The organism is Mycetocola sp. Y171, assembly GCF_056713165.1.
Map to the genome: position 1 here is coordinate 1,135,691 of NZ_JBWYGX010000001.1, position 23,240 is coordinate 1,158,930.

Here is a 23,240-nt window from a genome sequence, read left to right on the forward strand (position 1 = left end):
TACTCACTTGGCTAGCAAAAATGAGGAATGACGACATGCACCTTCAGGAGACCGTCGAGCGGGTTGTGTTGCTCGGCGCCGATGGTGAAGTGGTCGGCACCGACCTCAAGGCGACGGTGCACAGCGCCAACACTCCTCTGCACCTGGCCTTCTCCTGCCACGTGCAGAACGCCGCAGGCGAGATCCTCGTCACCCGTCGCGCCCTCGGGAAGTCGACCTGGCCGGGGGTCTGGACGAACTCCTTCTGCGGCCACCCGCAGCCGGACGAATCATCGGCGGATTCGGTGCATCGAAGGGCCGCTTACGAACTGGGGCTCGACATCACCGGCCTCGAACTCGCGCTCCCCGACTTCAGGTACCGCGCCGTCGATGCCTCCGGCATCGTCGAGAACGAGGTGTGCCCGGTCTACCTGGCGCGCGCGGACAGTGACCCGGTGCCCAACCCGCTCGAGGTGATGGACACGGCCTGGGTCGACCCGGCGGCCCTCGGCCGGTCGATCGCCGCGACCCCGTGGGCGTTCAGCCCCTGGCTCGTGCTGCAGGCGGCCGAACTCCCGCTTCTCGGCGGTTCTGGGTTCAAACGGGAGGCACGGTGACGAACGTGCTGACCGATTTCGCGGGGACCGATGTCCACGACGCGGTCCAGGACCGCCTCGACACCTTCTTCGCCGACCGGATCAGCCTGGCGACCGCGTACGGCGACAATTACCGGTTGCTCTGGGAAGCCGCCCGCGAGGCAAGCATGGGTGGCAAGCGATTCCGGCCGGCCCTCGTCGTCGGCGTCTACCGTGACCTCGGCGGACGAGACGACGACTCGGCCCTGCGAATCGCCACGGCCTTCGAGCTCCTCCACACGGCGTTCCTCCTGCATGACGACGTCATCGACCACGACATCGTCCGCCGCGGCGTCCCCAACCTCGTCGGAGCGTTCGCCGCGGATGCCTCGGCTCGCGGCGCGACAGACGCCGCCGCACGGACCTGGGGAGAGGCATCAGCGATCCTCGCAGGCGACCTCCTCATCCAGGCGGCCCAGGGATTCATCGCGCGGCTCGCTGTCGGCGAAGACATCCGCGGTCCGCTCCTCGACCTGTTCGATCGGAGCGTGTTCGTCACGGCCGCAGGCGAACTCTCCGACGTCGCCTTCAGCGCCCGTGTCCTGGTGCCATCGCTCACCGACGTGATGGACATGACCGAGCAGAAGACGGCGAGCTACTCGTTCGAAGCCCCGCTCAAGGCCGGCGCGCTGCTCGCAGGAGCCGACGCGGACACCCTGGGCACGCTCGGCGAGTTCGGCCGGCTCGTCGGCATCGCCTTCCAGCTCCGCGACGATCTGCTCGGCGTCTTCGGAGATGCGGATGTCACAGGGAAGAGCGTGCTGAACGACCTCCGCAACGGCAAGGAGACCCCGCTGATCTCCCACGCCAGGTCGACCGCCCACTGGCCTCGCATCGAGGAAGCTCTCGGAGAACCCGGTCTCTCCGACGCCGACGGGATCATCCTGCGCACCGCCCTCGAGGAGTGCGGGGCACGCAGCTTCGTCGACGCGCTCATCGCCGACCACGTCTCGCGTGCCGTCGATCTCATCGAGAGCTCGTCGCTGCCTCCCGCCCTGACCGCCCACCTGCGCGAGGTCGCACGCCATGCAGTGGTGCGGACGGCATGATGGCCAGGAAGCCGGCCGCGTCCAGCGACCTCTCCCTCTACTCGCGTGTCGCCCATCGGAGTTCGTCCCGGATCATCCGTGACTACTCCACCTCGTTCGGCATGGCGTCCCGGTTGCTCGCCGGCGGCATCCGGAATCGCGTCGAAGACATCTACGCCCTCGTCAGGGTCGCAGACGAAGTCGTCGACGGTGCAGCGGAGCAGGCGGGCCTCGGACTCGACCGACAGCGGGCCCTGCTCGACGCGCTCGAAGCCGAGACGGTGGCCGCCATCCAGGACGGGTACAGCACCAACCTCGTCGTCCACGCCTTTGCAACCACGGCACGCGACAGCGGCATCGGCGTCGACCTCACCGCTCCGTTCTTCGCGTCGATGCGCAGGGACCTCAGCCCCGTCGACTTCACGAGGCAGGAACTCGACGAGTACATCTACGGCTCCGCCGAGGTCGTCGGGCTGATGTGCCTCAAGGTGTTTCTCAGGGACCACGAGATGACAGACGCCCAGCGCATGCGGCTCGAAGAGGGCGCCAGGCGACTAGGTTCGGCGTTCCAGAAGATCAACTTCCTCCGCGACCTCGCTGTGGATTGGACCGTGCTCGGGCGCAACTACTTCCCCGACATCGACCCCGGGCGCCTCACCGAGGCTCAGAAGTCGGGGCTCGTCGCCGACATCCAGGCCGACCTCGATGCCGCAGGGGCCGTCATCCCGGAACTTCCGAAGGACTGCCGCAGGGCCGTGGCAGCGGCGCACGGCCTGTTCAGCGTGCTGACCGACCGGGTCCGGTCGACGCCGGCCTCCGAACTGCTCGCCACAAGGGTCAGGGTCTCGACCCGCACGAAGCTTGCCATCCTCGCCCGCTCGACGATGCCGTCCAGGCCACTGTGAGCGCCGCGAACGCAGGCCGGTCGGCGATCGTTGTCGGCGGCGGTATCGCCGGACTCGCGACCGCCGGCCTCCTGGCGAGGGACGGATTCACGGTCACCCTGCTCGAGGCCAGAAGCGAGGTCGGCGGTCGTGCGGGGAGCTGGGAGAAGGACGGGTACCGATTCGACACCGGCCCGTCCTGGTACCTCATGCCTGAGGTCTTCGACCACTTCTTCCGGCTGATGGGCAGTTCGGCCGACGCCGAACTCACCCTGGACCGACTCGACCCCGGTTACCGGGTGTTCTTCGAGAAGCACCCGGATCCGATCGACATCGCGGCAGACCGCGAGACCAACCTCGACACGTTCGAACGGATCGAACCAGGCGGGCGCGCTGCACTCACCCGCTACCTGGCTTCGGCACGGGACACGTACGAGATCGCGGTCAGACGATTCCTCTACAGCACCTTCCAGTCCTACCGGACGGCGATCACCCGCGACGTGGTGCGCCGAACCGGGCGGCTGGCGCGCCTGCTCCTGCAGCCCCTCGACACCCTGATCTCCCGGTCGTTCACCGACCCCAGGCTCCGACAGATCCTCGGCTACCCCGCCGTCTTCCTCGGTTCGTCGCCGTTCATCGCCCCGAGCCTGTACCACCTGATGAGTCACCTCGACCTCGAGGACGGCGTCTACTACCCCCGCGGCGGATTCTCCGAGGTGATCTCACGGATCGCCTCGCTGGCGGAGTCGGCCGGAGTGACGGTGACGACGGATGCCACGGTGACCGCGATCACGACGGCGGGCGGCAAGCGGGCGCGGGCGACCGGCGTGCGGTACACCGACGCCGACGGCAGAGGGCACCGGCTCACCGCCGATGTCGTCGTCTCCGCAGCCGACCTCCACCACACGGAGACGACGCTGCTGCCGCGTGCGTTGCAGACCTACCCCGAGTCCTGGTGGACGAAAAGAGTGCCAGGCCCTGGCGCCGTCCTGCTGATGCTCGGCGTGCAAGGCGCACTCCCCGAGCTCGCCCACCACAGCCTGTTTTTCACCGAGGACTGGCACGACAACTTCGACCGCATCTTCGGAGAGACCACGTCGATCCCGCATCCTGCATCGATCTACGTCTGCCGCCCGAGCGCGACCGACGCCGGCGCGGCGCCAGACGGAGGCGAGAACCTCTTCGTGCTCGTCCCGGTCCCGGCTGACCCAGGCATCGGCTCGGGGGGAGACGACGGCGACGGGTCGCCACTCGTCGAGGAGCTCGCCGATGAGGTGATCGCCCAGATCTCGACGTGGGCGGGGATTCCCGACCTCGCCGAGCGCATCGTTGTGCGGAGGACCGTCGGCCCGCGAGACTTCAGAGATGACCTCAACTCGTGGCGCGGCACCTCGCTCGGCCCTGCGCACACCCTCAGGCAGAGCGCGTTCCTTCGCGGAAAGAACGTCTCGTCCCACGTCGACGGCCTGTACTACGCCGGAGCGACCACTGTTCCTGGCATCGGGCTCCCGATGTGCCTGATCAGCGCAGAGCTCGTCCTCAAGCGGATCAGGGGCGATCTCAGCACAGGCCCGCTCCCCGAGCCGCTATGAGCGTCGTGTACCTGCTCACCCTGCTGGCCGCCATCGGCTGCATGGTGCTCCTTGACCGGCGCTTCACGCTCTTCTTCTGGCGGGATGCCCGCCGCGCCACGATCGTCCTCATCACCGGGGTCGTGTTCTTCGTGCTCTGGGACCTCTTCGGCATCGGGCTCGGCATCTTCTACCGGGGAGAGACCGCGTTCATGACCGGAATCGTGGTCGCCCCTGAGCTCCCGCTCGAGGAGCTCTTCTTCCTGGCCTTCCTCTGTTACCTGACCATGGTGCTGATCACCGGTGCAGACACCCTCTTCCGGACACGGGCGGTCCGCCGATGACGTACCTCACGCTCAGCCTCGTCTTCCTGCTCGTCGCCGCGGCCATCCTGGCGATCGCACTCGCCGCTGCGAAAGACCGGAAGGTCCTGATCCGCCGGTGGTGGCTCCCCGTCGTCGCCGCGGGAACCGCGCTCATGGTGCTCACCGCGATCTTCGACAACGTCATGATCGCCACCGGTCTCATGGTCTACGAGCCGGAGCATCTCGCGGGCATCCTTCTCGGATCCGCGCCCCTGGAGGACTTCGCCTACCCGCTTGCCGGTCTCCTGCTTCTCCCATCGCTCTGGCTGCTCCTCGGCCGGACCTCACGGCGGGATGCCGATGAGCACGACTAGCCCAGCCCACGTCGCCGGTCAGCTCCTGCTCTCCTCCCGCCCGCTGAGCTGGATCAACACGGCGTTCCCCTTCGCCGCCGCCTACCTCCTGACCACCGGGACGGTGGATCTCGCCTTCGTCGTCGGCACGATCTTCTTCCTCGTGCCGTACAACCTCGCCATGTACGGCATCAACGACGTCTTCGACTACGAGTCCGACCTCGCCAACCCGCGCAAGGGCGGTGTGGAGGGAGCCCTTCTCGACCGCAGCCTGCACCGCTGGACGCTGATCGCCGCGGCCGTGACCTGCGTCCCGTTTCTCGTCGTCCTCGTCCTGCTCGGAGGGCCGGCATCCTGGCTCGTCCTCGCGGTCAGCCTGTTCGCCGTCGTCGCGTACTCAGCCCCCGGTCTCCGGTTCAAGGAGCGGCCCTTCCTCGACTCGGTGACGTCGAGCATCCACTTCGTCAGCCCTGCGGTCTACGGGCTGGTCCTCGCCGGGGCCGTACCGACCCCCGCGCTGTTCGCCGTGCTCGGAGCGTTCTTCCTCTGGGGCATGGCCAGCCACGCGTTCGGCGCCGTGCAGGACATCCTGCCCGACCGCGCAGGAGGCATCGCCTCCATCGCCACAGTGATGGGGGCAAAGACGACGGTCAGGCTGGCCATCGCCGCCTGGACCCTGGCCGGCCTGCTCATGCTCGTGACCGAGTGGCCGGGGCCGCTCGCGGCGCTCCTCGCCGTTCCGTACATCGCCGCGGCGTGGCCATACCGCGCGCTCAGCGACGCCGATTCCGAGCGTGCAAACCGCGGCTGGAAGCACTTTCTCTGGCTGAACTACGCCGTCGGGTTCTTCGTCACGATGCTGCTGATCGCCTGGGTGTTCCTCCGCGGCTGATCCGCTCGGGGCGGACACGGCAGGACCACTCTCCGGGAGCGGCTATCCTTGGAGGGTGCTCATGTGTCTGACGGCGAGTCACAAAAACGCCTCCTTCGACCTGCTCGAGCGACTCTCCGGGGGCGCCGAGTCGGTCGGTCGACGAATCACCGGGCACTCGGAATGTGTCGCGGGAGCAGTCGTCATCTCGACCTGCAACCGCTTCGAGGCCTACATCGACCTCGACGAACCGGTCACGGCCGGCCAGCAGGTCGGAATCGAAGCGGCCACGGCCGCGATCAGCGCGGCAACGGGAATCCCGGCGGGTCAGCTGCACGAGACCTGGAGCGTCCACACGGATGAAGAGGCCGCACGGCATCTCTTCGCCGTGTCCGCCGGGCTCGAATCCGTCATCGTCGGCGAGGGTGAGATCGCCGGCCAGGTGCGGCGCTCGCTCGAGACCGCTCGGGAAGCAGGAACCACCACGAGCGACCTCGAGCGGCTGTTCCAGCGGGCGTCCCAGACATCACGCGGGGTGAAGAACAACACCCCACTCGGCCGCGCCGGCCGCTCGATCGTCCGGCTGGCCCTCGACCTCGCGGAGAGCCGTATCGTCGACTGGTCGACTGTCCGCGTGCTCCTCATCGGTACAGGCGCATACGCCGGCGCCAGCCTCGCCGCGCTCCGCGACCGCGGGGTGACCGACGTCGCCGTCTACTCCCCCTCCGGCCGCGCCGCCCGATTCGCCGCGAGCCACTCGATCCGTGCCGTCGAAGCGGATGCCTTCGCCCGCGAGGCCGCTGACGCCACCATCATCGTCACCTGCACGACGGCATCCGGCTTCGTCCTCGACGCGGCGGCGCTCACCGCAGGGCGCGCAGCGCTCAGCGAGAACCTGCCCGCCTTCGAACACGACGCCACACCCGGCTGCCCTGTCGACCACTCGGCCGGCCAGCTCGTGATCGACCTCGGTCTGCCGCGCAACGTCGACCCCGATGTCGCTGGCGTGCACGGCGTCGACCTGCTCGACCTGGAGACGATCCGCATCCACGCCCCGCTCGAGGAACTGCAGGCAACGGACCACGCCCACCAGATCGTGGACAGGGCAGCGCGCAAGTTCGCGACGGTGACCGACGAGCAGAGCCTCGCTCCCGCCGTTGTCGCCTTGAGGAAGCGGGCGCACGACGTGCTCGAGGCCGAGATCGCCCGGGTCGCTCCCAGGGACCCCAACGGAGTCGCCGAGCAGGCACTGCGGCACATGATGGGTCGGCTGCTGCACGCGCCGACCGTCCGCGCCCGCGAGCTCGCCCGGTCGGGAGACGCCCAGCGCTACCTCGACGCGCTCGACGCGCTCCTCGGACTGACGGTCGAGATCGAGCAGGAGAACGTCATCGAGCTCGTGGGAGACGAAGCGGCGTCCTGACCGTCGCCCCCGCGCACGAAAAACGCCCCGCCACGAATTCGTGGCGGGGCGTTCTTGCGGGTTCTCAGTACGAGTAGTCGATCGAGCCGGCAGTGCCCAGGAGGGCGATGAACGCGAAGATCGCGATGATGTAGCCGATCGTGTAGAGCGCGCCGATGATGATACCGATGATCGCGAGGACCTTGCCCTGCTCGCCGGTCTTCTTGATCTGGTTCAGCGAGATGATGCCGAGGACGATCGAGATCAGCGAGAAGCCGATGACCGCGCTCACCAGGGTGATGATCGAGAGGACGTTCCACTTCGGGTTCGGCTGGCCGGGCTGGCCGTATGCCGGAGCACCGTACGGTGCCTGCTGCTGTGGGGCACCGTACTGCGGAGCCTGGGGCGGGTTCTGGCCGTAGGGCTGGTTCGAACCGGCCGGGGGTACTGGCGGGGTGTTGTTGTCAGTCATTGTGCTCCTTCGTAAGCCGGGTTCCATGCTGGCAGTACCGCCATGGGGTGTCAACGACCGTGACGGTGTGTGGCATGGGCAGTTGTCCCCGTCTTCACGGGACAAAAGGCGCTGGTCAGAGCGGATTGCCCCCGCCTCGGACCATGTGCGCTCCCCCGGACGCCGCTTCGGCGTCGACTCTTTCGGGCGGATACCGGTCCGTTCCCGGCAGCGCCTCGAATCGACGAGCCCGGGCATCACGGCGTGCGAGCAGGAAGGCGACCGTCACGGTGCCGACGGCGACGAGGCCGAGAACGATCATCAGAACGGTGTCCATGGGTGCTCCTTCGTGGTCCCTCAACCTATCCATGCCGGCCACAACCGGGCAAGAAGACAGGCCGCCCCGTTCGGGGCGGCCTGTCTTCTGATGCGGAAGGAAGCTATGCGCCCTTGAGCCGCTCCGCGAGGTAGAGGTAGAGGTTGTCGATCGGCACCCGCTCCTGCGCCATGGTGTCTCGGTCACGCACGGTGACGGCGTGGTCTTCGAGCGAGTCGAAGTCGACGGTGACGCAGTACGGTGTGCCGACCTCGTCCTGGCGGCGGTACCGGCGGCCGATGGCCCCGGCGTCGTCGAAGTCGATGTTCCACGATTCGCGCAGTTCGGCGGCGATCTTCTTGGCCACAGGAGACAGTGCCTCGTTGCGGCTGAGTGGGAGCACCGCTGCCTTGACCGGCGCGAGGCGCGGGTCGAGCTTCAGCACGGTGCGCTTGTCCGTTCCACCCTTCGCGTTCGGCACTTCCTCCTCGTGGTACGCGTCGACGAGGAACGCCATGAGTGAGCGGGTCAGGCCGGCCGCCGGTTCGATGACGTACGGCACCCAGCGCTCGTTCTTGCCCTGGTCGAAGAACGAGAGGTCCTTGCCGGAGTGCTCGGCGTGGGTCGTCAGGTCGAAGTCGGTGCGGTTCGCGACGCCCTCGAGCTCGCCCCAGTCGCCACCGACGAAGCCGAACTTGTACTCGATGTCGACGGTGCGCTTCGAGTAGTGCGACAACTTCTCCTGCGGGTGCTCGAAGAGGCGCAGGTTCTCCGGGTCGATGCCGAGGTCGGTGTACCAGGCGAACCGGTAGTCGATCCAGTACTGGTGCCATTCTTCGTCCGAACCGGGTTCGACGAAGAACTCGAGCTCCATCTGCTCGAACTCGCGGGTCCGGAAGATGAAGTTCCCCGGCGTGATCTCGTTGCGGAACGACTTGCCGATCTGGCCGACGCCGAACGGCGGCTTCATCCGCGCGGCCTGCAGCACGTTGGCGAAGTTCACGAAGATTCCCTGCGCGGTCTCGGGGCGCAGATAGTTCATACCCGACTCGTCCTCGACCGGGCCGAGGTACGTCTTGAGCATCATGTTGAAGTCGCGAGGAGGCGTCCACTCGCCACGGGTGCCGCAGTTCGGGCAGGCGATGTCGAGCATGCCGTTCTCCGGGGCGCGGCCCTTCTTCTCCTCGAATGCCTCGAGGAGGTGGTCCTCGCGGAACCGCTTGTGGCAGTGCAGGCACTCGACGAGCGGGTCGGTGAAGACCCCGACGTGGCCGGATGCCTCCCAGACCTTCTTCGGGAGGATGACGCTGGAGTCGAGCCCGACGACGTCGTCACGCCGGGTGACCATGTACTTCCACCACTGCCGCTTGATGTTCTCCTTGAGCTCGACACCGAGCGGGCCGTAGTCCCAGGCGGATCGCGAGCCTCCGTAGATCTCACCGGCCTGGAAGACGAATCCGCGATGGCGGGCGAGGGCGATGACTGAGTCGAGACGGCTGGATGCGGCCACTGTGGCTCCTGATGCGAACGGGGCCCGTGCCGGCTGCACGGACGCTTCTCAAGCTTAGCCGCGCGGCTCACGCCCGGTCGCCGGACAGGTGTCGTCCGTAGACTGGCGCCATGCCTGCTCCGCACACCACCGAGTTCCGGTCTCGCGAGCGGGTGACCGTGATCGCCGAGAGCGGTGTGCACACAGGACCGAGCTACATCCTGCTCCACGGGATCGGGATGGGACGCCGATACTGGGGTGACCTCACCGACGCCCTCGGCACCACCGGTCGCGTCTACGCGCTCGACCTTCCCGGCTTCGGCGATGCTCCTGAGCCCGAGGCTCCTCTCGACATGCAGCAGTCGGGCGATCTGATCGCGGAGCTCGTCAACCATCTCCGGATCGCGGACCCGGTGCTCGTCGGGCATTCCATGGGCTCCCAGGTCGCCGTCGAAGCCGCTGCACGGCATCCTGACGTCTTCGACTGCGTCGTGCTGATCAGTCCCACCGTCAACCCCGACGAGCGCGGCGCCAGGATCCAGGCCGTCCGGCTGGTGCAGGACCTCTGGGGCGCGCAGGCCCGGGTGCTCGGGTACGGGCTCGTCTATTACGTCAAGGCCGGGCCGCGCTGGTACTTCAAGACCCTGCGGACGATGATGGATCACCGGGTGGAGAAAACCATGCCGCACGTGAAGGCACGCACACTCGTCGTGCGAGGGAGTGAGGACAAGCTCTGTCCGAGGAGCTGGGTCGACCGGATCGTCGCGGTGATCCCGCAGTCGAGGCTCGTCGAGGTGCACGGAACAGGACACGAGGTGATGATGACGAACGGCAGGACGGTAGCCGCGCACATCGCCCGCCACGCGGAGGGACGGCAATGAACGAACTGCTGAACAAGGCCCGGATCTGGGCGCGCGACTACGTCGACGCCGCCGTCGTGCACACCGGGTCGGTGCTGCGATGGCAGGTGCCTGCTTCGTTCGGCACCGGTCAGCCGGGCAAGCCGACCATCGTCCTCATTCCCGGCGTCTACGAACGCTGGAGCTTTCTCCGCCCCATCGCCGAGAACCTCAACGCGGCCGGCTACCCGATCAGTGTCGTGCACGGGCTGGGCTACAATCGGCGGCCGATCGTCGAGACGTCTGAGCGTCTCGCGCGCGCCCTGTCGCAGGTCACCGCCAATCCGGCCGGACGGATGATCGTGGCTCACAGCAAGGGCGGGCTGGTCGGCAAGCATCTGCTGCTGTCACGACGCGACGACCTGCACCTGCGAGGGCTGGTCGCCATCGCCACCCCCTTCGGCGGTTCCCGCTACGCCAAGTACGTGATCGGCAGGACGCTGAGGGCGTTCCTCCCGACGGACGAGACGATCGTGAGCCTCGGCAGCCAGGCGAGCGCGAACGGGCACATCGTGTCGATCTTCGGCGGCTTCGACCCACACGTGCCGGACGGAAGCGTCCTCGAAGGCGCAACGAATGTCCTGCTCCCCGTCGACGGGCACTTCCGCATCCTGCACCGCGAGGAGACGCTCGTCGCCGTCCGCGATGCCGTCGCGTTGCTCGAACGGGCAAGCGACGAGGCATCCGTGGGTGCAGACTCCGGTGAGATCAGGTGACCGGCCTCCCCGACATCGAGGTCGCCGCTGTCGCACTCCTCCGGGATCGCCGGATGCTCATGGTCACCGCCCGCGGCCGCGACGTGATCTACCTCCCCGGCGGCAAGATCGACGACGGAGAGTCCGCAGCGGATGCCGCCGCCCGCGAGACCCGCGAAGAGGTGGCGGTGGAGCTCGTACCCGGATCCGTCCGCGAGCTGTTCACTGTCGTGACGCAGGCGCATGGCGAGCCGGACGGCAGGCAGGTGCGCATGGTCGTGTTCTCGGCCGCGACCGAGGGAGAACCGCAGCCGAGTGCCGAGGTGAGCGAGCTGCACTGGGTGACCACCGGGGACCTGCACCGGTGCCCGCCCGCCGGCGCCGAGGTGCTGAGGCGGCTGGCGGCGCTGGGTCTGATCGACTGAACTGCACCGTCCCCAACTTCGGAGAATTTCGTCGACCCACGCCATCAGTGGGCGAAACTCGCTCGGACTCGCGAAAACTCCGCCGTTGCGAACGCGACGCCCCCTGTTACTGAGCCTGTCGACGTGCGATCAGCGGGCTGCGGGCTGGTCCAGCTCCTGGAACAGCGTGATGTGCAGGTCCGGCGCATCGAGCCGCGCGTTCAGCGAGTTCCACGGCGTCAGGGTGGCGGGCGCCACGAGCGTCGCCCCGGCCGCAGTGAGTTCGTCGGCCTCGCCAGCGGCATCCGCGACCTCGAAAGCCACGCGCATCTTCGGCGCGACCTGCCTGCCGACTTCGACGTCGTCGATCATCCGCTTCTGCGCGCTGTTGGCGATCTCGAGGGTCGCCCGTCCGGCGTCGAGGATCATGACGCGCGCGTCCCCATCGCCCTCGAAGGCGGCCTCCTCGTCCAGCCCGAGCGCGTCGCGGTAGAACGCGACAGCCGCGTCGTAATCGTCGGCCTCGACGACGAGTCGCATCTGCAGAACCTTGCCCATCGTGTGTCCTCTCACTGCATCGGTGACGAGTGCAACCACGCGATGCCCTCTCTGCTTCCCGACCTGGCGTTCGTGCCCGCTACGTCGGCTCGACGACCAGACCCGGACACTCACCTCGGGCCCGTTCGCGGTCGACGTGCCTATGCTGGGACGATGGCGCTCAACCACAGTCGCAAGGTCAGAGCCGCTCGAAGACGGAAGCGCAGGATGGATCGTGTCGAGCACGATCTCAGCGACGCGCAGTGGACGGCTCTCAAGTCGGCCTGGGGCGGCTGTGCGTATTGCGGCGCGATCGACAAGCCGCTTCAGCGCGACTGCGTCCTGGCGCTTTCCCGCGGCGGACGTTACACGCTCGACAACATTGCGCCGGCGTGCGGCTCCTGCAATGCCAGCAAGTGCAACGAGGAGGTCACCCGGTGGCTGCGGCGTAAGCGGCTCGACGAGCGGGCGTTCCTGCTGCGCCACGTGGAGATCACCGCGATGCTCGCACTTCAGTTCGGTGCCGAACCCCAGAAGACTCCTGTCACAGATAGTGCCGTGCCCGGCCACCAGTGAACTAGTGGATGTACTCGACCAGGTCCAGTCCGACCGTGTGCATCGCGTCGTAGACGGCAAGCCTCGTCGACAGGTCCGTGTCGGCGAACGATACGGCGATCGCGTATGCGACCCCGGCCCGCGGTCCACGCACCACACCGGCGTCGGCTCGAACTCCAGCGTCCACACCGGTCTTGTTGAACATCTGGATGCCGTGATCACCCGAGCGGTGCGACAACGGGTCCATGCCGAATGCAGAGGCGACCATCGAGAGGTCCGCGTTGAGCGACAGCCAGCCGGCCACCCTCTGGCTCGTGGACTGGTCGACGATCTCACCCCTGGCGAGCGCGGAGAACAGCCACGCGATCTCCTTCATCGAGCCGACGGAGAGGTGCGGTGCGTCGTCCGGTCCGCGGTGGTCGCGAACCCGGTCGAGGAGGGCCGTGCGCTTGAGGCCGATGGACTCGGCGCGCCTGCGCACGGAGTCGAGGCCGATGAGACGCAGCAGCACGTTCGTGGCGAGGTTGTCGCTCGTGGCACCGACGAGTGCGGCGAGGTCGGCGACGGGCAGCGACGGTGCCTGGAGGTGCTGCCAGATGCCTGAGTCGCCGACCGAGTCGTTCGACTCGCGGTCGAGGATGGTCAGAGCCGCGAACTCGGTGTCGTCCAGTCGCGCGGCCACGTCCACGAGGAGCAGCACTTTGCCGATGGACGCGGTCGGCATGACCACGTAGTCGTCGACGCTGAGCAGTTCGGCGCCGGTCGACAGATCGGTGACGCGCGCGGAAACCTGCACGCCGTTGCGGGCCAGGTAACCGAGGGCCTTGAGGCTTCTCGAGAACGTCTCTGCCGGCTCAGCGGAGCGGTGCCGTGCGCGGCGTCGCTCACGCTGCCGTGATCTGCCTCGTGACTGCGGTGCAGCCGGGTGTTGCGTCGACGGTGCCACTGGCATGAATCTCCGTTGAGTGGATCGGCGCGTCCCCACACCCGCTCTCGCGGTCGTCCCGATCAGAGTTTTTCTGGATCCCGGCCGGGAGTGCTGATGCCGTCCCGTCCGCCACACGGACGGGAGAGCGATGCGTCGTGGCCGTTTCCCCAGTATCGCAGACTTGCCGCGATCGCGAGGGGGCGATCTACCAGATCGTGACCCGCTGCGCAGGGTCGAGCCAGAGCGCATCGGAGGATGTCACTCCGAAGGTCTCGTAGTACTCGTCGATGTTCCGGACGATCTGGTTGCACCTGAACTCGTTCGGGGAGTGCGGGTCGATGGCGAGCAGACGGATCACCTCGGCGTCGCGCGCCTTCTGCTGCCAGGCCTGGGCCCAGGAGAGGAAGAAACGCTCGGCCCCGCTGAGTCCGTCGACGACCGGCGGCGCCTCCCCAGCGAGGGAGATCAGGTACGCCTTCCACGCGATCGAGAGGCCTCCGAGGTCGCCGATGTTCTCACCGATGGTGAGGGCGCCGTTGACGTGGTGGTCGGGCACCTGCGCTGGGGCGAGGGCGTTGTACTGGGCGATCAGCGAGGCCGTGCGCTTCTCGAACGCTTTCCGGTCCTTCGACGTCCACCAGTCGGTGAGTTTGCCGTCACCGTCGTACTTCGATCCCTGGTCGTCGAAACCGTGCCCGATCTCGTGACCGATGACGGCGCCGATCGCACCGTAGTTCGCCGCGGCATCCCGGTTCTCGTCGAAGAACGGGAACTGGAGGATGGCCGCGGGGAAGACGATTTCGTTGAACCCGGGGTTGTAATAGGCGTTGATGGTCTGCGGCGTCATGAACCACTCGTCCCGGTCCAGCGGCTTGCCGATCTTGCCGAGCTCGCGGTTGAACTCGAACAGACTGGCCCTGCGGACGTTGCCGATCAGGTCGGTGCGCTGCACGTCGAGAGCGGAGTAGTCGCGCCATTTCGACGGGAAGCCGATCTTCGGGGTGAACTTCTCGAGCTTCTCGAGCGCGCGCTTGCGGGTGTCGTTGCCCATCCACTCGAGCGTCGTGATGGACTGCCTGTAGGCCTCGACGAGGTTCTGGACGAGCACGTCCATCGACGCCTTGGCCTGCGGCGGGAAGTGCCTGTCGACGTAGATCTTGCCGACGGCCTCGCCCAGGACGCCCTCGACGAGGGAGACGCCGCGCTTCCAGCGGTCCCGGATCTCGGGGGTGCCGGAGAGAGTGCGGCCGTAGAAGGCGAAGTTGGATTCCACGAACTCGGTCGAGAGGTACGGTGCGGCCCCGTGGATGACCTTCCACGCCAGCCAGTCCTTCCAGGCCTCGAGCTTCGACGTCACGAGCAGGGGCGCCAGGCCGGCGAAGAAGCTGGGCTGGCGGACGACGAGCTCGTCGAACGCCCCATCTGGGGCGCCGAGCGCCTCGAGCCATCCGTCGATGAGGGCACGGCCGGCTGGCCCACCGTCGAACAGTGCGCCGGCTTCATCCCAGGTGTGCAGGTTGTATGTGGCTTCACTGTCGCGGGAGCGCACATTGTCCCAGTGCACGGCGGCGATGGCCGTCTCGATGTCGAACACGTGCTGCGCGCGGGCGGCGGCGTTGCGGAACTGCGCACCGCCGGGGATGCCGTCTGCGACGAGTTCGAAGAGATGCTGCACGTGCGACACGTATGCGGAACGGATCGACGCGAATTTCTCTTCGCGGTAGTAGCTCTCGTCGGGCAGCGAAATGCCGCCCTGCTCGACGAGGACGAGGTAGCGCTCGGGGTTACCCGGGTCGTTGTCGACGTAGAGCTGGAAGAATCCGCTCACTCCGGCGCGATCGAACTGGGCCGTGGTGCGAACGAGCTGCTCGATCGAGTTGACGTTCTCGATCGCGGCGAGCTGCCCGGCGATCGGGGTGGCGCCGAGGGCCTCGATCAGGTCCTCGTCCATGAAGCTCGCGTAAAGGTCGCCGACCTTGCGCTGCTCAGGGTCAGTGTTCTCGTCCTCAGGAGCATCCTGTGCCTCGAGGATGATCGTCTGGACGGCCTTCTCGGCCTCCTCGGCCAGCATGTGGAACGATCCCCAGCGCGCCTTGTCCGACGGGATGTCCGTGCGGTCGAGCCACTTCCCGTTGACGTGCCGGTACAGGTCGTCCTGCGGCCGCACCGCCGGGTCGAGCTCGTCGAGGGTGATGCCGGAGGGAAGAGCAGCGTCAGTCATGATTCCACCCTAGGAGACTGCGGATGTTTCCGGGCGGGCAATTCTCGCCCGGCGTCACAGCGAACTCGAGATGTCCGGCTCAGGCCGCCGGGACCGGATCGCTGAGTTCCGCGTACGAGGGCCCAGCGACTTCGGACCACTCAGGGGCGACGGGACGCGCTTCGAGATGGATGCCCGCGATCATGCAGCGGATCGATCCTCCGGCGAGTTCGATCGTCGGTATCGACAGGGGAAGCACGGTGCAACTCTTCTCGATGACCGCCCTCTGGTTCTCGTCGAGGCTGTCGAGGGCACGCGTCGACATCGCCAGGATCCGCCCGTCCTCCCCCTCCAGTTCGATGGCGTTGCCGGCGAACTCGCGAATCTGGTGGTGCGACAGCGCGAGAACGGACCTGCGGCGGCCACGAAGCCGGTCCGCGACCTCCCTGCGCCGGGCCTCGACGCTGATGAGATCGAGACCGACGAGCACGAAGTCGGTGGCAATGCACATCATGACGTTGGTGTGATAGACCGGGACGCCGTGCTCGTCCGTGGCGTCGAACGCGATGGGCTCGTAGCCGAAATCCGTGCAGAACCGCTCCAGGGCGACGGGGTCGGCCCGGTTGGAGCGGGCGACGTAGGCGATCCGTGCTTCGTGGTCGAGCACCATGGCCCCCGTGCCTTCCAGGAAGACACCGTCAGGTTCCAGTCCGGAGTAGTCGGTGACCGTCTGCACGCGATAGCCGGCTTTCAGCATCTCGACGACATCCGTCCTGCGTTCCCCTCGCCTCGACGCCGCGAACATCGGGAACAGCGCGACGTGACCACCGGCGTGGGTGGAGAGCCAGTTGTTCGGGAACACGCTGTCCGGGCGTGTGTGCTCCTCGTCGTCGAAGAGGTGGACCGTCACCCCGGCCCGGTCCAGGGCCTCGGCGACTGCGGTGACCTCGTCGTACGCCCGGAGGGCGAGTTCACCCGGGTCCTCACCCGTGGCCGGGGACTGGAACGCGTTGTCCTGCGCGGTCTCGGGATTGGGACGGAATCGACTCGGCCGGATCAGGATGACGGACGACGGCGCCTGGGCGGACATGCCTGCCGCCTCAGGTGCCGACGGGGGACAGCACGCCGACGAGACCGAAGAGGTCCTTCGGATCCTCAGGCTCCGCAACGAGGTCGAGCACGTCGAAGAAGTCGGTACCGACCACCGCGTCGCTGACGTACCGCAGCGCGGAGAAGTCTTCGATCGCGAAGCCGACCGAGTCGAAGAGGGTGACCTGCTCGCGGGACGACCGTCCGGCCGCGCGTCCGAGGAGGACCTGCCACAGCTCGGTGACCGGGAAGTCCGCCTGTGCCTGCTGGATCTCACCTTCGATCCGGGTCTGTGGGGTGTACTCGACGAACACATCGGCGGTATCGAGGATGGCGGCGTCCAGCTCGGTCTTGCCGGGGCAGTCACCGCCGATCGCATTGAGGTGCATTCCCGGCTCGATCCAGTCCGCGTGGAGCACGGTGGCCTGGGTCTTGTCGGCCGTGCACGTGGTCACGATGTCCGCGCCACGAACGGCGTCCCTCGCCGACGAGGCGAGAGTCACGTCGAACCCGAGCGGCTCCATGTTGCGGGCGAACTTCTGCATCGCCTTCTCGTCGGTGTCCCACACCGTGAGAGTGTCGATGCCGAGGACGGCGCGGAAGCCGAGTGCCTGGAACTCGGACTGGCTGCCCGTTCCGATGAGCGTCAGTCGGCGGGAGTCTGGCCTGGCGAGGTGTTTCGCCACCATCGCCGACGTCGCCGCCGTCCTCAGCGCGGTGAGCAGCGTCATCTCCGCCATGAACACCGGATAGCCGTTGTGCACGTCGGCGAGCGCACCGAACGCGGTGACGGTCTGGAAACCCCTGCCGGGGTTGGACGGGTGCCCGTTGACGTACTTGAAGGCGTAGGTCTCGTTGTCGCTCGTCGGCATCAACTCGATCACGCCGAACGGCGTGTGACTCGCGATTCTGGGCGTCTTGTCGAACGCTTCCCAGCGACGGAAGTCGTCTTCGACGTACCGCGCCATCCCGGCGATGATGCTCTCGACCCCGGCGGCCGAGGCCCAGCGCACCATGTTGCGCACGTCGACGAATCTGGTCATTCGGGCGACCTCCTTCTTCGCTGTCAACGCTACGGATCGACGATCTGCAACGACAATGAGCAATTCGTTCAGTCTTGACGGGGTGGTCCGCCACAACGACAGGCCCGGTTGTACACTCTGCTCATGGCATCCTTCACCGACCTGGACCGACGACTTCTGGCGGCCCTGCGCGAGAACGGTCGAGCGCCCGTCGCCGAGCTGGCGAGGACGCTCGAGGTCTCCCGGGCGACGGTGACCAGCCGCCTCGACAAACTCGTGTCGGCAGGCGTCATCGTCGGTTTCTCGGTACGCATCCGTGACGACAGCGAGCTCGACACCGTTCGCGCCGTGTCGCTCATCGAGGTCGAGGGACGGTCGACAGACGCCGTGATCCGCAAGCTGCGCGGATTTCCGGAGATCGAGGCCCTTCACTCGACGAACGGGGGCTGGGACCTCGTCGCCGAACTCCGCACCTCGAGTCTCGCGGACTTCGACCGGGTCCTCGGGAGGATCAGGTCGGTCGACGGCGTGCTCAACAGCGAGACGAGTCTGCTGCTCACGTCGGTGATGCGCTGACCCGTCAGCCCACGGCGACGTCCCGTCGACGGAAGAGGAGCATCGCCGCGGCGCCCGCGACCAGCGCCAGGCCAAGCATCACGATGCCTCCACTCCAGTCGGGGTCTTCGCCGGACGGCACAGGGGTGTGGCTGAACGGCGAGAGCTCCGCCGTCCACTCCGGCAGCCCGACCAGGCTGCCGAAGACGCCGAGGAACACGGCGAGCGCGAGCAGACCCCAGCCGATCCCTGAGGTGAGCCGAGGGATGAGCGACCACACGAGCGACACGGCGCAGAGGAACAGCAGCGCCGCAGGAAGCTGAGCGAGCGCGGCGAGAACCGAGTCCTCGATGCTCTCCTCCGGCGCCCCGACCGCGAGGGCTGCGAGAACGGATGCCACGGCGCCCGCGGTAAGGACGAGCAGGATGGCGATCGCCCCAACCGCCACGTACCCGCCCGCCCAGCGGAACCGGGAGATCGGAGTGACCAGGACGAGCTGTCCGCCGACGAGCGACTCCTCCTGGCGCAGCCGGACGACGGCCTGGATGGCGCTTCCTGCAGCAACGATTCCGACGATCGTGAAGATGACCGAGATGAACGCCTCGGTCAGGGTGTCACCGCCCCGCGAGAGCCGGGCGAGCTGATCGGCGATCGGACTGTCCCCGAGGTCGGAGCTGGCGATCGCCGTTCCGAGTGATCCTCCGAAGATGCCGAAGGCCGCTCCGCCGGCGCACCAGGCGATGATCGAGGGCCACTGCAGCCGCCAGGCCAGGCCGAAGGGGCCGGAGAGCGCTCGGCTCGCTGTCGCGCGACCTCCGCTGCTTGCCAGGACGCTGTCTCCCGTGTCCCTGCGCGCCATGATGAGGAGAGCGGACCCCACGAGCACGGCGGCGACGGCGACGTGCAGAAGCAGGGGCGCAAGGTTGTTCTCGGTGAATGGGTGCGTCTGCTGGGCCCAGCCGATCGGCGAGAGCCAGCTGAGCCAGCCGCTCTCGACATACAGGCCGTTCGCCGACACCGTGCCGAAGGCATCCGCGATCCCGCGCAGCAGGTAGGCAAGCAGCACCGCGCCGACGGCCACTCCGTTCGCGGCCCGTGCGCTCGGCATGAGTTCGGATGCCACACCGCCGACCGTGAGGAACACGACGCCGACGCCGCAGAGGGACAAGCCGGTCACGATCGAGCCGGCGAGTTCCTGGCCGGCGATCAGGAGGCATCCGGCGACCGCCACCGCGAGCGTCAGGTTGACGAGGAGTCCGTAGACGAGCGTTGCCAGAGGAGGGAATGAGCGGGCTGCTGGCGTCGCGGCCACGAGTTCGGCGCGTCTGCTCTCCTCCTCAGCACGGAGGTGCCTGACCGCCAGGAAGGTATTCATCAGACCGACCAGAACGCCGATGAACGCGAGGATGGTGAAGATGAGCACGGCGTCAGCGTCTGTACCCTGCGGGACACCGCGGATGAACATGATGCTCGGGTTGGCGGCGGCCAGCCGGACGAGAAGGGTGCGCTCCTCGAGGCTGCCGAAGGTGTCTTGCAGGGCGAGCGCCGAGAAGAGGACGAGAGCCGAGACCGACGCCAGCCAGACCGGAATCTGGATTCGGTCACGCCGCATCCGGTGCCGGACCAGCGTTCCCAGGGTGCTCATCGGCCGGCCCGGGTGTGGCGGGCCGCTCTCCTGGTCTTGCGCGCGACGTCCGCCGTCAGGTCGCCGTAGTGGCGCAGGAACAGTTCCTCGAGCGATGGCGGCGTCACGGTCAGTCCGCGGACCCGGAGAGCGGCGAGGGTCGGAAGAACGTCCACGAGTTCGTCGCTGTCTGCCGTGAATTTCGCGCGGGCGCCGTCGATCACGAGGTCGTGACTGCCGGGGATCCCCTGCAGGTCGGTCTCGCTGAGGCCGTCGACCGCGAAGGCGACTTCGGTGCGCGTGAGGTGCCGGAGTTCGGCGAGGGTCCCGGTTTCGACGATGCGGCCTGAGCGGATGATGCTCACCCGGTCACAGAGCTGCTCCACCTCGCTGAGGATGTGGCTCGACAGGAGCACCGTGGCGCCTTCGGCGACCAGGGCGCCGAGCTCACGGCGGAACACCGCCTCCATCAGCGGGTCGAGGCCGGCGGTGGGCTCATCGAGCAGGTACAGACTGGCCGGGGTGGCGAATGCGGCGATGAGCGCGACCTTCTGGCGGTTCCCCGTCGAGTAGGTGTGGCCCTTTCGGCTCGGGTCGAACTGGAACACCTCGATGAGGTGGGCACGACGGGCGGCGTACTGCACAGGATCGTCGATGCCCCTCAGCCTGCTGAGCAGGTCGATGGCTTCGCCGCCTGTGAGCGTCGGCCAGAGGGCGACACCGCCGGGGACGTATGCCATCCGGCGGTGGAGCGCAACGGCATCCGTCCAGGGGTTCCTGTCGAAGACGGACACACTGCCGGACGTCGCCCTGGCCAGGCCGAGGAGGATCCGGATCGTGGTCGACTTGCCTGCGCCGTTCGGACCAAGGAAGCCATGGATCTCGCCCGAGGCCACGGAGAGGTCGAGGCCGTCGAGAGCCCGCGTGTGACCGTAGTGCTTTCGCAGGTCATGCGCCGAAATGACAGTGCTCATGCTGCGGACATTACGCCTCGCACCGGACGTTGTTAAGGGGTTCCCTCGCGTGTCGCGGCAGCGTCGGTCAGTCGTCGACACACAAACAGAACGGATGCCCGGCTGGGTCGAGGTAAACCCGGAAGTCGTCTTCGCGGTATCCGGCATCCGTTGCACCGAGGGAGAGCACCTGGGCCTCTCCCTCGTCGAGGTCGTCGACGGTGACGTCGATGTGCAGTTGCTGTGGCACCAGCTGGCCTGGCCACTGCGGCGGGGTGTACGGATCGACTCGCTGGAACGAGACCCGAGGACCTCGATCCGGCTTCCTGAGCGCGACCCAGTCGTCCCTGTCGATGATCCGCTCCATTCCGAGGAGTTCGCCGTAGAACGTTGCAAGGCGGTCAGGGTCAGGGCAGTCGAGGACGACGCTGCGGAGTTCACCGATCATGGGGAGACGTTAGCCGTGGCTCCGGTTCGGCGGCAACCCTCGCGACGGCGGAACCGGTGACAGGGGCCGGGGCTAGGCTCGAAGGCGTGCGAAAAGTCGACCGCGACATCCTGCGCCTCGCGGTCCCCGCCCTCGGCGCGCTTCTCGCCGAACCGCTGTTCCTGCTGGCCGACTCGGCCATGATCGGGCACCTCGGCGTGACACCGCTCGCCGGCCTCGGGCTCGCAGGAGCGGTGCTCCAGACGATCATCGGCCTCATGGTCTTCCTCGCATACGCCACGACTCCCGCCGTCGCCCGCCGGCTCGGAGCAGGGGACGAACCGGGCGCCGTCTCCGTCGGGATCGACGGCCTCTGGCTCGCGCTCGGCCTCGGAATCGTCCTCGCTGCAGTCGGAGCGCTCGCCACTCCGCTGTTGCTCGCGCCATTCGGCGCCGCCCCGGATGTCGCGGTCGAGGCATCCATCTATCTCTCGATCTCGATGGCCGGACTCCCCGCCATGCTCCTCGTCTTCGCGGCGACTGGGCTGCTGCGCGGGCTGCAGGACACCCGCACACCGCTGATCGTGGCCATCGCGGGTTTCGGCATCAACGTCGCCCTCAACTTCGTGTTCATCTACGTGCTCGGCTTCGGTATCGGCGGATCGGCCCTGGGGACGGTGATCGCCCAGTGGGGGATGGCCGCGGTCTACCTCGTCGTCGTGCTCGCCCACGCGCGGAGGACGGGCGCATCGATCCGGCCGCATCGCGCGGGTATCTCCGGTTCAGCGATCTCCGGCGGCTGGCTGTTTGTGCGCACGCTCAGCCTGCGCGCGGCCATCCTGCTGGCCGTGTTCGTGGCGACCGATCTCGGAACGGTGGAGCTCGCCGGGTTCCAGATCGTGATGACGGTGTTCACTCTCATCGCCTTCGCCCTCGATTCGCTCGCCATCGCCGCCCAGGCGCTCATCGGCAAGGGCCTGGGCGCTGGTGACACGGTCGGCGTCCGCGCCGTGCTCGCCCGTTGCCTGCAGTGGGGCGTCGGCTCAGGGGTGGTCCTCGGGCTCGTCGTCATCGCGACGTCCGGTGTCGCCGGGCTGCTCTTCACGAGTGACCCCGAGCTCGCCGCGCTCCTGGCGCCGAGCCTCGTCGTGCTCGGGGTGAGCGTGCCGCTGGCTGGGTTCGTCTTCGTGCTCGACGGTGTGCTCATCGGGGCGGGCGACGCGCGTTATCTCGCGCTCACCGGCATCCTCAACGTGGCGCTCTTCGTGCCGCTTGCGGTCTGGGTACTGCTCGCCGCACCCTCGGGGACGACGGGGCTCGCCCTGCTGACGGCGGCGTTCACGATCGGGTACATCGCCGCGAGGGCTGCCACCCTCGGCTGGCGGGCGCGCTCGACCGCCTGGATGCGCGTCGGCGTCTGAGCCGTCGCCTCGACCGCAGTACTGGCACACTCGACTCATGCCCTCACGGATCGTCGTCGCACACGGGTACCTCGCTGCGCCGCACAGGCACTGGTTCCCGTGGCTCGTCGAGCGGTACGGAGCGGATGTCGTCGAGGTCCCTGCGCTTCCGCATCCGAAGCATCCGCAGCTCGACGCCTGGCTCGACACCCTGGGGTCTGCGGTCGGGCAGGTCGACGATGACACCATCCTCGTCGGTCACAGCCTCGGTTCGATCACCACCCTGCGCGTGCTCGACGCCCTTCCGCGGCCGTGGACCCTGCGCGGGTTGGTCCTTGTCGCCGGCTTCGCGCAGCCGTTGCGAAACCTCCCTCAGCTGAACCCGTTCACCGCACAGCCGGTCGACTTCGCGGCGATCGCGGCCGGAGCACGCTTTCGGCACGTCTTCGGCTCGGACAACGACACGACGGTGGACCCGCCGCTGACCGCGGCGCTCGCCAGAAGGCTGGACGCGCCGCTGACGATCATCCCCGGCGGAGGTCACTTCGTCGAACGGCAGGGCTGTCGCTCGATCCCCGAACTGCTGCCGGTACTCGACGCGATGCTCGCCGCGCCGTCGGCGTAGCCCTCACGGAACGCTCGCGCGGGCGAATCGGCTTCGCGCTGGT

General features: G+C 67.7%; 26 protein-coding genes. 15 read left to right on the top strand and 11 right to left on the bottom strand.

Annotated features, from left to right (window positions below; translation table 11 throughout):
* Positions 1-20 precede the first annotated feature (20 nt).
* From idi to AC1M2K_RS05390, 8 genes are all read left to right on the top strand, one after another.
* A complete protein-coding gene (idi, locus tag AC1M2K_RS05355) occupies positions 21-596 on the top strand; it encodes an isopentenyl-diphosphate Delta-isomerase (protein WP_480240132.1) in 576 nt (191 codons plus the stop codon).
* Positions 593-1,663 (top strand): polyprenyl synthetase family protein, encoded by a 1,071-nt coding sequence (locus tag AC1M2K_RS05360; protein ID WP_480240133.1) that lies wholly within the window; start codon positions 593-595, stop codon positions 1,661-1,663. Before idi ends, AC1M2K_RS05360 begins: the two co-directional genes overlap by 4 nt.
* Entirely contained in the window at positions 1,660-2,547 is an 888-nt protein-coding gene (locus AC1M2K_RS05365) for a phytoene/squalene synthase family protein (RefSeq protein ID WP_480238364.1), read from the top strand. The genes AC1M2K_RS05360 and AC1M2K_RS05365 overlap by 4 nt, the downstream gene beginning before the upstream one ends.
* The gene (gene crtI, locus AC1M2K_RS05370) at positions 2,544-4,118 is read left to right on the top strand and encodes a phytoene desaturase family protein (protein WP_480240134.1); all 1,575 of its coding nucleotides are present in this window, start codon (positions 2,544-2,546) and stop codon (positions 4,116-4,118) included. Before AC1M2K_RS05365 ends, crtI begins: the two co-directional genes overlap by 4 nt.
* Positions 4,115-4,441, top strand: a complete 327-nt coding sequence (locus tag AC1M2K_RS05375) for a lycopene cyclase domain-containing protein (protein WP_480238366.1) — start codon at positions 4,115-4,117, stop codon at positions 4,439-4,441. Before crtI ends, AC1M2K_RS05375 begins: the two co-directional genes overlap by 4 nt.
* A complete protein-coding gene (locus AC1M2K_RS05380) occupies positions 4,438-4,776 on the top strand; it encodes a lycopene cyclase domain-containing protein (protein WP_480240135.1) in 339 nt (112 codons plus the stop codon). The genes AC1M2K_RS05375 and AC1M2K_RS05380 overlap by 4 nt, the downstream gene beginning before the upstream one ends.
* A complete protein-coding gene (locus AC1M2K_RS05385) occupies positions 4,763-5,647 on the top strand; it encodes a prenyltransferase (RefSeq protein ID WP_480238368.1) in 885 nt (294 codons plus the stop codon). The genes AC1M2K_RS05380 and AC1M2K_RS05385 overlap by 14 nt, the downstream gene beginning before the upstream one ends.
* A gap of 61 nt (positions 5,648-5,708) precedes the next feature.
* Positions 5,709-7,049: a glutamyl-tRNA reductase gene (locus tag AC1M2K_RS05390; protein ID WP_480240807.1), complete on the top strand. Its 1,341-nt coding sequence runs from the start codon at positions 5,709-5,711 to the stop codon at positions 7,047-7,049.
* 64 nt (positions 7,050-7,113) lie between these two features.
* Here the strand turns inward: AC1M2K_RS05390 and AC1M2K_RS05395 are convergent, their stop codons facing one another.
* The 3 genes from AC1M2K_RS05395 to AC1M2K_RS05405 form a co-directional block, all read right to left on the bottom strand.
* Positions 7,114-7,500, bottom strand: a complete 387-nt coding sequence (locus tag AC1M2K_RS05395; RefSeq protein ID WP_480238369.1) for a DUF4190 domain-containing protein — start codon at positions 7,498-7,500, stop codon at positions 7,114-7,116.
* A 115-nt stretch (positions 7,501-7,615) separates the two neighbouring features.
* Positions 7,616-7,816, bottom strand: coding sequence for a hypothetical protein (locus AC1M2K_RS05400; RefSeq protein ID WP_480240136.1), 201 nt, complete (start codon positions 7,814-7,816; stop codon positions 7,616-7,618).
* 103 nt (positions 7,817-7,919) lie between these two features.
* Positions 7,920-9,305 carry a glycine--tRNA ligase gene (locus AC1M2K_RS05405; protein WP_480240137.1) on the bottom strand — a complete coding sequence of 462 codons (1,386 nt, stop codon included), beginning with the start codon at positions 9,303-9,305 and terminating at the stop codon, positions 7,920-7,922.
* Between the two features lie 110 nt (positions 9,306-9,415).
* On the opposite strand from AC1M2K_RS05405, the gene AC1M2K_RS05410 reads away from it, so the two are divergent.
* From AC1M2K_RS05410 to AC1M2K_RS05420, 3 genes are read left to right on the top strand one after another with little or no spacing between them, the layout of a single operon-like run.
* Complete coding sequence (locus AC1M2K_RS05410) at positions 9,416-10,165, top strand: alpha/beta fold hydrolase (RefSeq protein ID WP_480240138.1); 750 nt, start codon at positions 9,416-9,418, stop codon at positions 10,163-10,165.
* Complete coding sequence (locus tag AC1M2K_RS05415) at positions 10,162-10,899, top strand: esterase/lipase family protein (RefSeq protein ID WP_480240139.1); 738 nt, start codon at positions 10,162-10,164, stop codon at positions 10,897-10,899. The genes AC1M2K_RS05410 and AC1M2K_RS05415 overlap by 4 nt, the downstream gene beginning before the upstream one ends.
* Positions 10,896-11,303: an NUDIX hydrolase gene (locus AC1M2K_RS05420; protein ID WP_480240140.1), complete on the top strand. Its 408-nt coding sequence runs from the start codon at positions 10,896-10,898 to the stop codon at positions 11,301-11,303. The genes AC1M2K_RS05415 and AC1M2K_RS05420 overlap by 4 nt, the downstream gene beginning before the upstream one ends.
* A 129-nt stretch (positions 11,304-11,432) precedes the next feature.
* Here AC1M2K_RS05420 and AC1M2K_RS05425 read toward each other — a convergent pair whose 3' ends face one another.
* A complete protein-coding gene (locus AC1M2K_RS05425) occupies positions 11,433-11,840 on the bottom strand; it encodes a VOC family protein (protein ID WP_480238375.1) in 408 nt (135 codons plus the stop codon).
* A 207-nt stretch (positions 11,841-12,047) separates the two neighbouring features.
* On the opposite strand from AC1M2K_RS05425, the gene AC1M2K_RS05430 reads away from it, so the two are divergent.
* The gene (locus tag AC1M2K_RS05430; protein ID WP_480240141.1) at positions 12,048-12,395 is read left to right on the top strand and encodes an HNH endonuclease; all 348 of its coding nucleotides are present in this window, start codon (positions 12,048-12,050) and stop codon (positions 12,393-12,395) included.
* A gap of 1 nt (position 12,396) precedes the next feature.
* Here AC1M2K_RS05430 and AC1M2K_RS05435 read toward each other — a convergent pair whose 3' ends face one another.
* The 4 genes from AC1M2K_RS05435 to AC1M2K_RS05450 form a co-directional block, all read right to left on the bottom strand.
* Positions 12,397-13,326: a serine hydrolase gene (locus AC1M2K_RS05435; protein WP_480238377.1), complete on the bottom strand. Its 930-nt coding sequence runs from the start codon at positions 13,324-13,326 to the stop codon at positions 12,397-12,399.
* Between the two features lie 181 nt (positions 13,327-13,507).
* Positions 13,508-15,523, bottom strand: coding sequence for a M13 family metallopeptidase (locus tag AC1M2K_RS05440; RefSeq protein WP_480240142.1), 2,016 nt, complete (start codon positions 15,521-15,523; stop codon positions 13,508-13,510).
* Positions 15,524-15,602: 79 nt separating this feature from the next.
* Positions 15,603-16,592 carry a citrulline utilization hydrolase CtlX gene (gene ctlX, locus AC1M2K_RS05445; protein ID WP_480240143.1) on the bottom strand — a complete coding sequence of 330 codons (990 nt, stop codon included), beginning with the start codon at positions 16,590-16,592 and terminating at the stop codon, positions 15,603-15,605.
* 10 nt (positions 16,593-16,602) lie between these two features.
* Positions 16,603-17,634, bottom strand: coding sequence for an ornithine cyclodeaminase (locus AC1M2K_RS05450; RefSeq protein ID WP_480240144.1), 1,032 nt, complete (start codon positions 17,632-17,634; stop codon positions 16,603-16,605).
* Between the two features lie 123 nt (positions 17,635-17,757).
* On the opposite strand from AC1M2K_RS05450, the gene AC1M2K_RS05455 reads away from it, so the two are divergent.
* Positions 17,758-18,189, top strand: a complete 432-nt coding sequence (locus tag AC1M2K_RS05455) for an Lrp/AsnC family transcriptional regulator (protein ID WP_480238381.1) — start codon at positions 17,758-17,760, stop codon at positions 18,187-18,189.
* A 4-nt stretch (positions 18,190-18,193) separates the two neighbouring features.
* Here AC1M2K_RS05455 and AC1M2K_RS05460 read toward each other — a convergent pair whose 3' ends face one another.
* The 3 genes from AC1M2K_RS05460 to AC1M2K_RS05470 form a co-directional block, all read right to left on the bottom strand.
* A complete protein-coding gene (locus AC1M2K_RS05460; protein WP_480240145.1) occupies positions 18,194-19,813 on the bottom strand; it encodes an ABC transporter permease in 1,620 nt (539 codons plus the stop codon).
* A complete protein-coding gene (locus AC1M2K_RS05465; protein WP_480238383.1) occupies positions 19,810-20,766 on the bottom strand; it encodes an ABC transporter ATP-binding protein in 957 nt (318 codons plus the stop codon). Before AC1M2K_RS05465 ends, AC1M2K_RS05460 begins: the two co-directional genes overlap by 4 nt.
* Positions 20,767-20,833: 67 nt before the next feature.
* Positions 20,834-21,193 carry a VOC family protein gene (locus tag AC1M2K_RS05470; protein ID WP_480238384.1) on the bottom strand — a complete coding sequence of 120 codons (360 nt, stop codon included), beginning with the start codon at positions 21,191-21,193 and terminating at the stop codon, positions 20,834-20,836.
* An 86-nt stretch (positions 21,194-21,279) separates the two neighbouring features.
* Here AC1M2K_RS05470 and AC1M2K_RS05475 point away from each other — a divergent pair, with 86 nt between their 5' ends.
* On the top strand, positions 21,280-22,593 hold the full coding sequence (locus AC1M2K_RS05475; protein WP_480240146.1) for an MATE family efflux transporter: 1,314 nt from the start codon (positions 21,280-21,282) through the stop codon (positions 22,591-22,593).
* A gap of 37 nt (positions 22,594-22,630) precedes the next feature.
* Entirely contained in the window at positions 22,631-23,197 is a 567-nt protein-coding gene (locus AC1M2K_RS05480; RefSeq protein WP_480240147.1) for an RBBP9/YdeN family alpha/beta hydrolase, read from the top strand.
* The last annotated feature ends 43 nt before the right edge of the window (positions 23,198-23,240 follow it).

Bases quoted from the DNA above. Each gene is read 5' to 3' on its own strand.
- AC1M2K_RS05365 (WP_480238364.1), top strand. From the start codon at position 1,660: ATGATGGCCAGGAAGCCGGCCGCGTCCAGCGACCTCTCCCTCTACTCG.
- AC1M2K_RS05375 (WP_480238366.1), top strand. From the start codon at position 4,115: ATGAGCGTCGTGTACCTGCTCACCCTGCTGGCCGCCATCGGCTGCATG.
- AC1M2K_RS05400 (WP_480240136.1), bottom strand. From the start codon at position 7,816: ATGGACACCGTTCTGATGATCGTTCTCGGCCTCGTCGCCGTCGGCACC.
- AC1M2K_RS05460 (WP_480240145.1), bottom strand. From the start codon at position 19,813: ATGAGCACCCTGGGAACGCTGGTCCGGCACCGGATGCGGCGTGACCGA.
- AC1M2K_RS05450 (WP_480240144.1), bottom strand. From the start codon at position 17,634: ATGACCAGATTCGTCGACGTGCGCAACATGGTGCGCTGGGCCTCGGCC.
- AC1M2K_RS05425 (WP_480238375.1), bottom strand. From the start codon at position 11,840: ATGGGCAAGGTTCTGCAGATGCGACTCGTCGTCGAGGCCGACGATTAC.
- AC1M2K_RS05465 (WP_480238383.1), bottom strand. From the start codon at position 20,766: ATGAGCACTGTCATTTCGGCGCATGACCTGCGAAAGCACTACGGTCAC.
- AC1M2K_RS05480 (WP_480240147.1), top strand. From the start codon at position 22,631: ATGCCCTCACGGATCGTCGTCGCACACGGGTACCTCGCTGCGCCGCAC.
- AC1M2K_RS05440 (WP_480240142.1), bottom strand. From the start codon at position 15,523: ATGACTGACGCTGCTCTTCCCTCCGGCATCACCCTCGACGAGCTCGAC.
- AC1M2K_RS05415 (WP_480240139.1), top strand. From the start codon at position 10,162: ATGAACGAACTGCTGAACAAGGCCCGGATCTGGGCGCGCGACTACGTC.
- AC1M2K_RS05430 (WP_480240141.1), top strand. From the start codon at position 12,048: ATGGATCGTGTCGAGCACGATCTCAGCGACGCGCAGTGGACGGCTCTC.
- AC1M2K_RS05410 (WP_480240138.1), top strand. From the start codon at position 9,416: ATGCCTGCTCCGCACACCACCGAGTTCCGGTCTCGCGAGCGGGTGACC.
- AC1M2K_RS05390 (WP_480240807.1), top strand. From the start codon at position 5,709: ATGTGTCTGACGGCGAGTCACAAAAACGCCTCCTTCGACCTGCTCGAG.
- AC1M2K_RS05395 (WP_480238369.1), bottom strand. From the start codon at position 7,500: ATGACTGACAACAACACCCCGCCAGTACCCCCGGCCGGTTCGAACCAG.
- AC1M2K_RS05455 (WP_480238381.1), top strand. From the start codon at position 17,758: ATGGCATCCTTCACCGACCTGGACCGACGACTTCTGGCGGCCCTGCGC.
- idi (WP_480240132.1), top strand. From the start codon at position 21: ATGAGGAATGACGACATGCACCTTCAGGAGACCGTCGAGCGGGTTGTG.
- AC1M2K_RS05385 (WP_480238368.1), top strand. From the start codon at position 4,763: ATGAGCACGACTAGCCCAGCCCACGTCGCCGGTCAGCTCCTGCTCTCC.
- AC1M2K_RS05435 (WP_480238377.1), bottom strand. From the start codon at position 13,326: ATGCCAGTGGCACCGTCGACGCAACACCCGGCTGCACCGCAGTCACGA.
- ctlX (WP_480240143.1), bottom strand. From the start codon at position 16,592: ATGTCCGCCCAGGCGCCGTCGTCCGTCATCCTGATCCGGCCGAGTCGA.
- AC1M2K_RS05380 (WP_480240135.1), top strand. From the start codon at position 4,438: ATGACGTACCTCACGCTCAGCCTCGTCTTCCTGCTCGTCGCCGCGGCC.
- AC1M2K_RS05470 (WP_480238384.1), bottom strand. From the start codon at position 21,193: ATGATCGGTGAACTCCGCAGCGTCGTCCTCGACTGCCCTGACCCTGAC.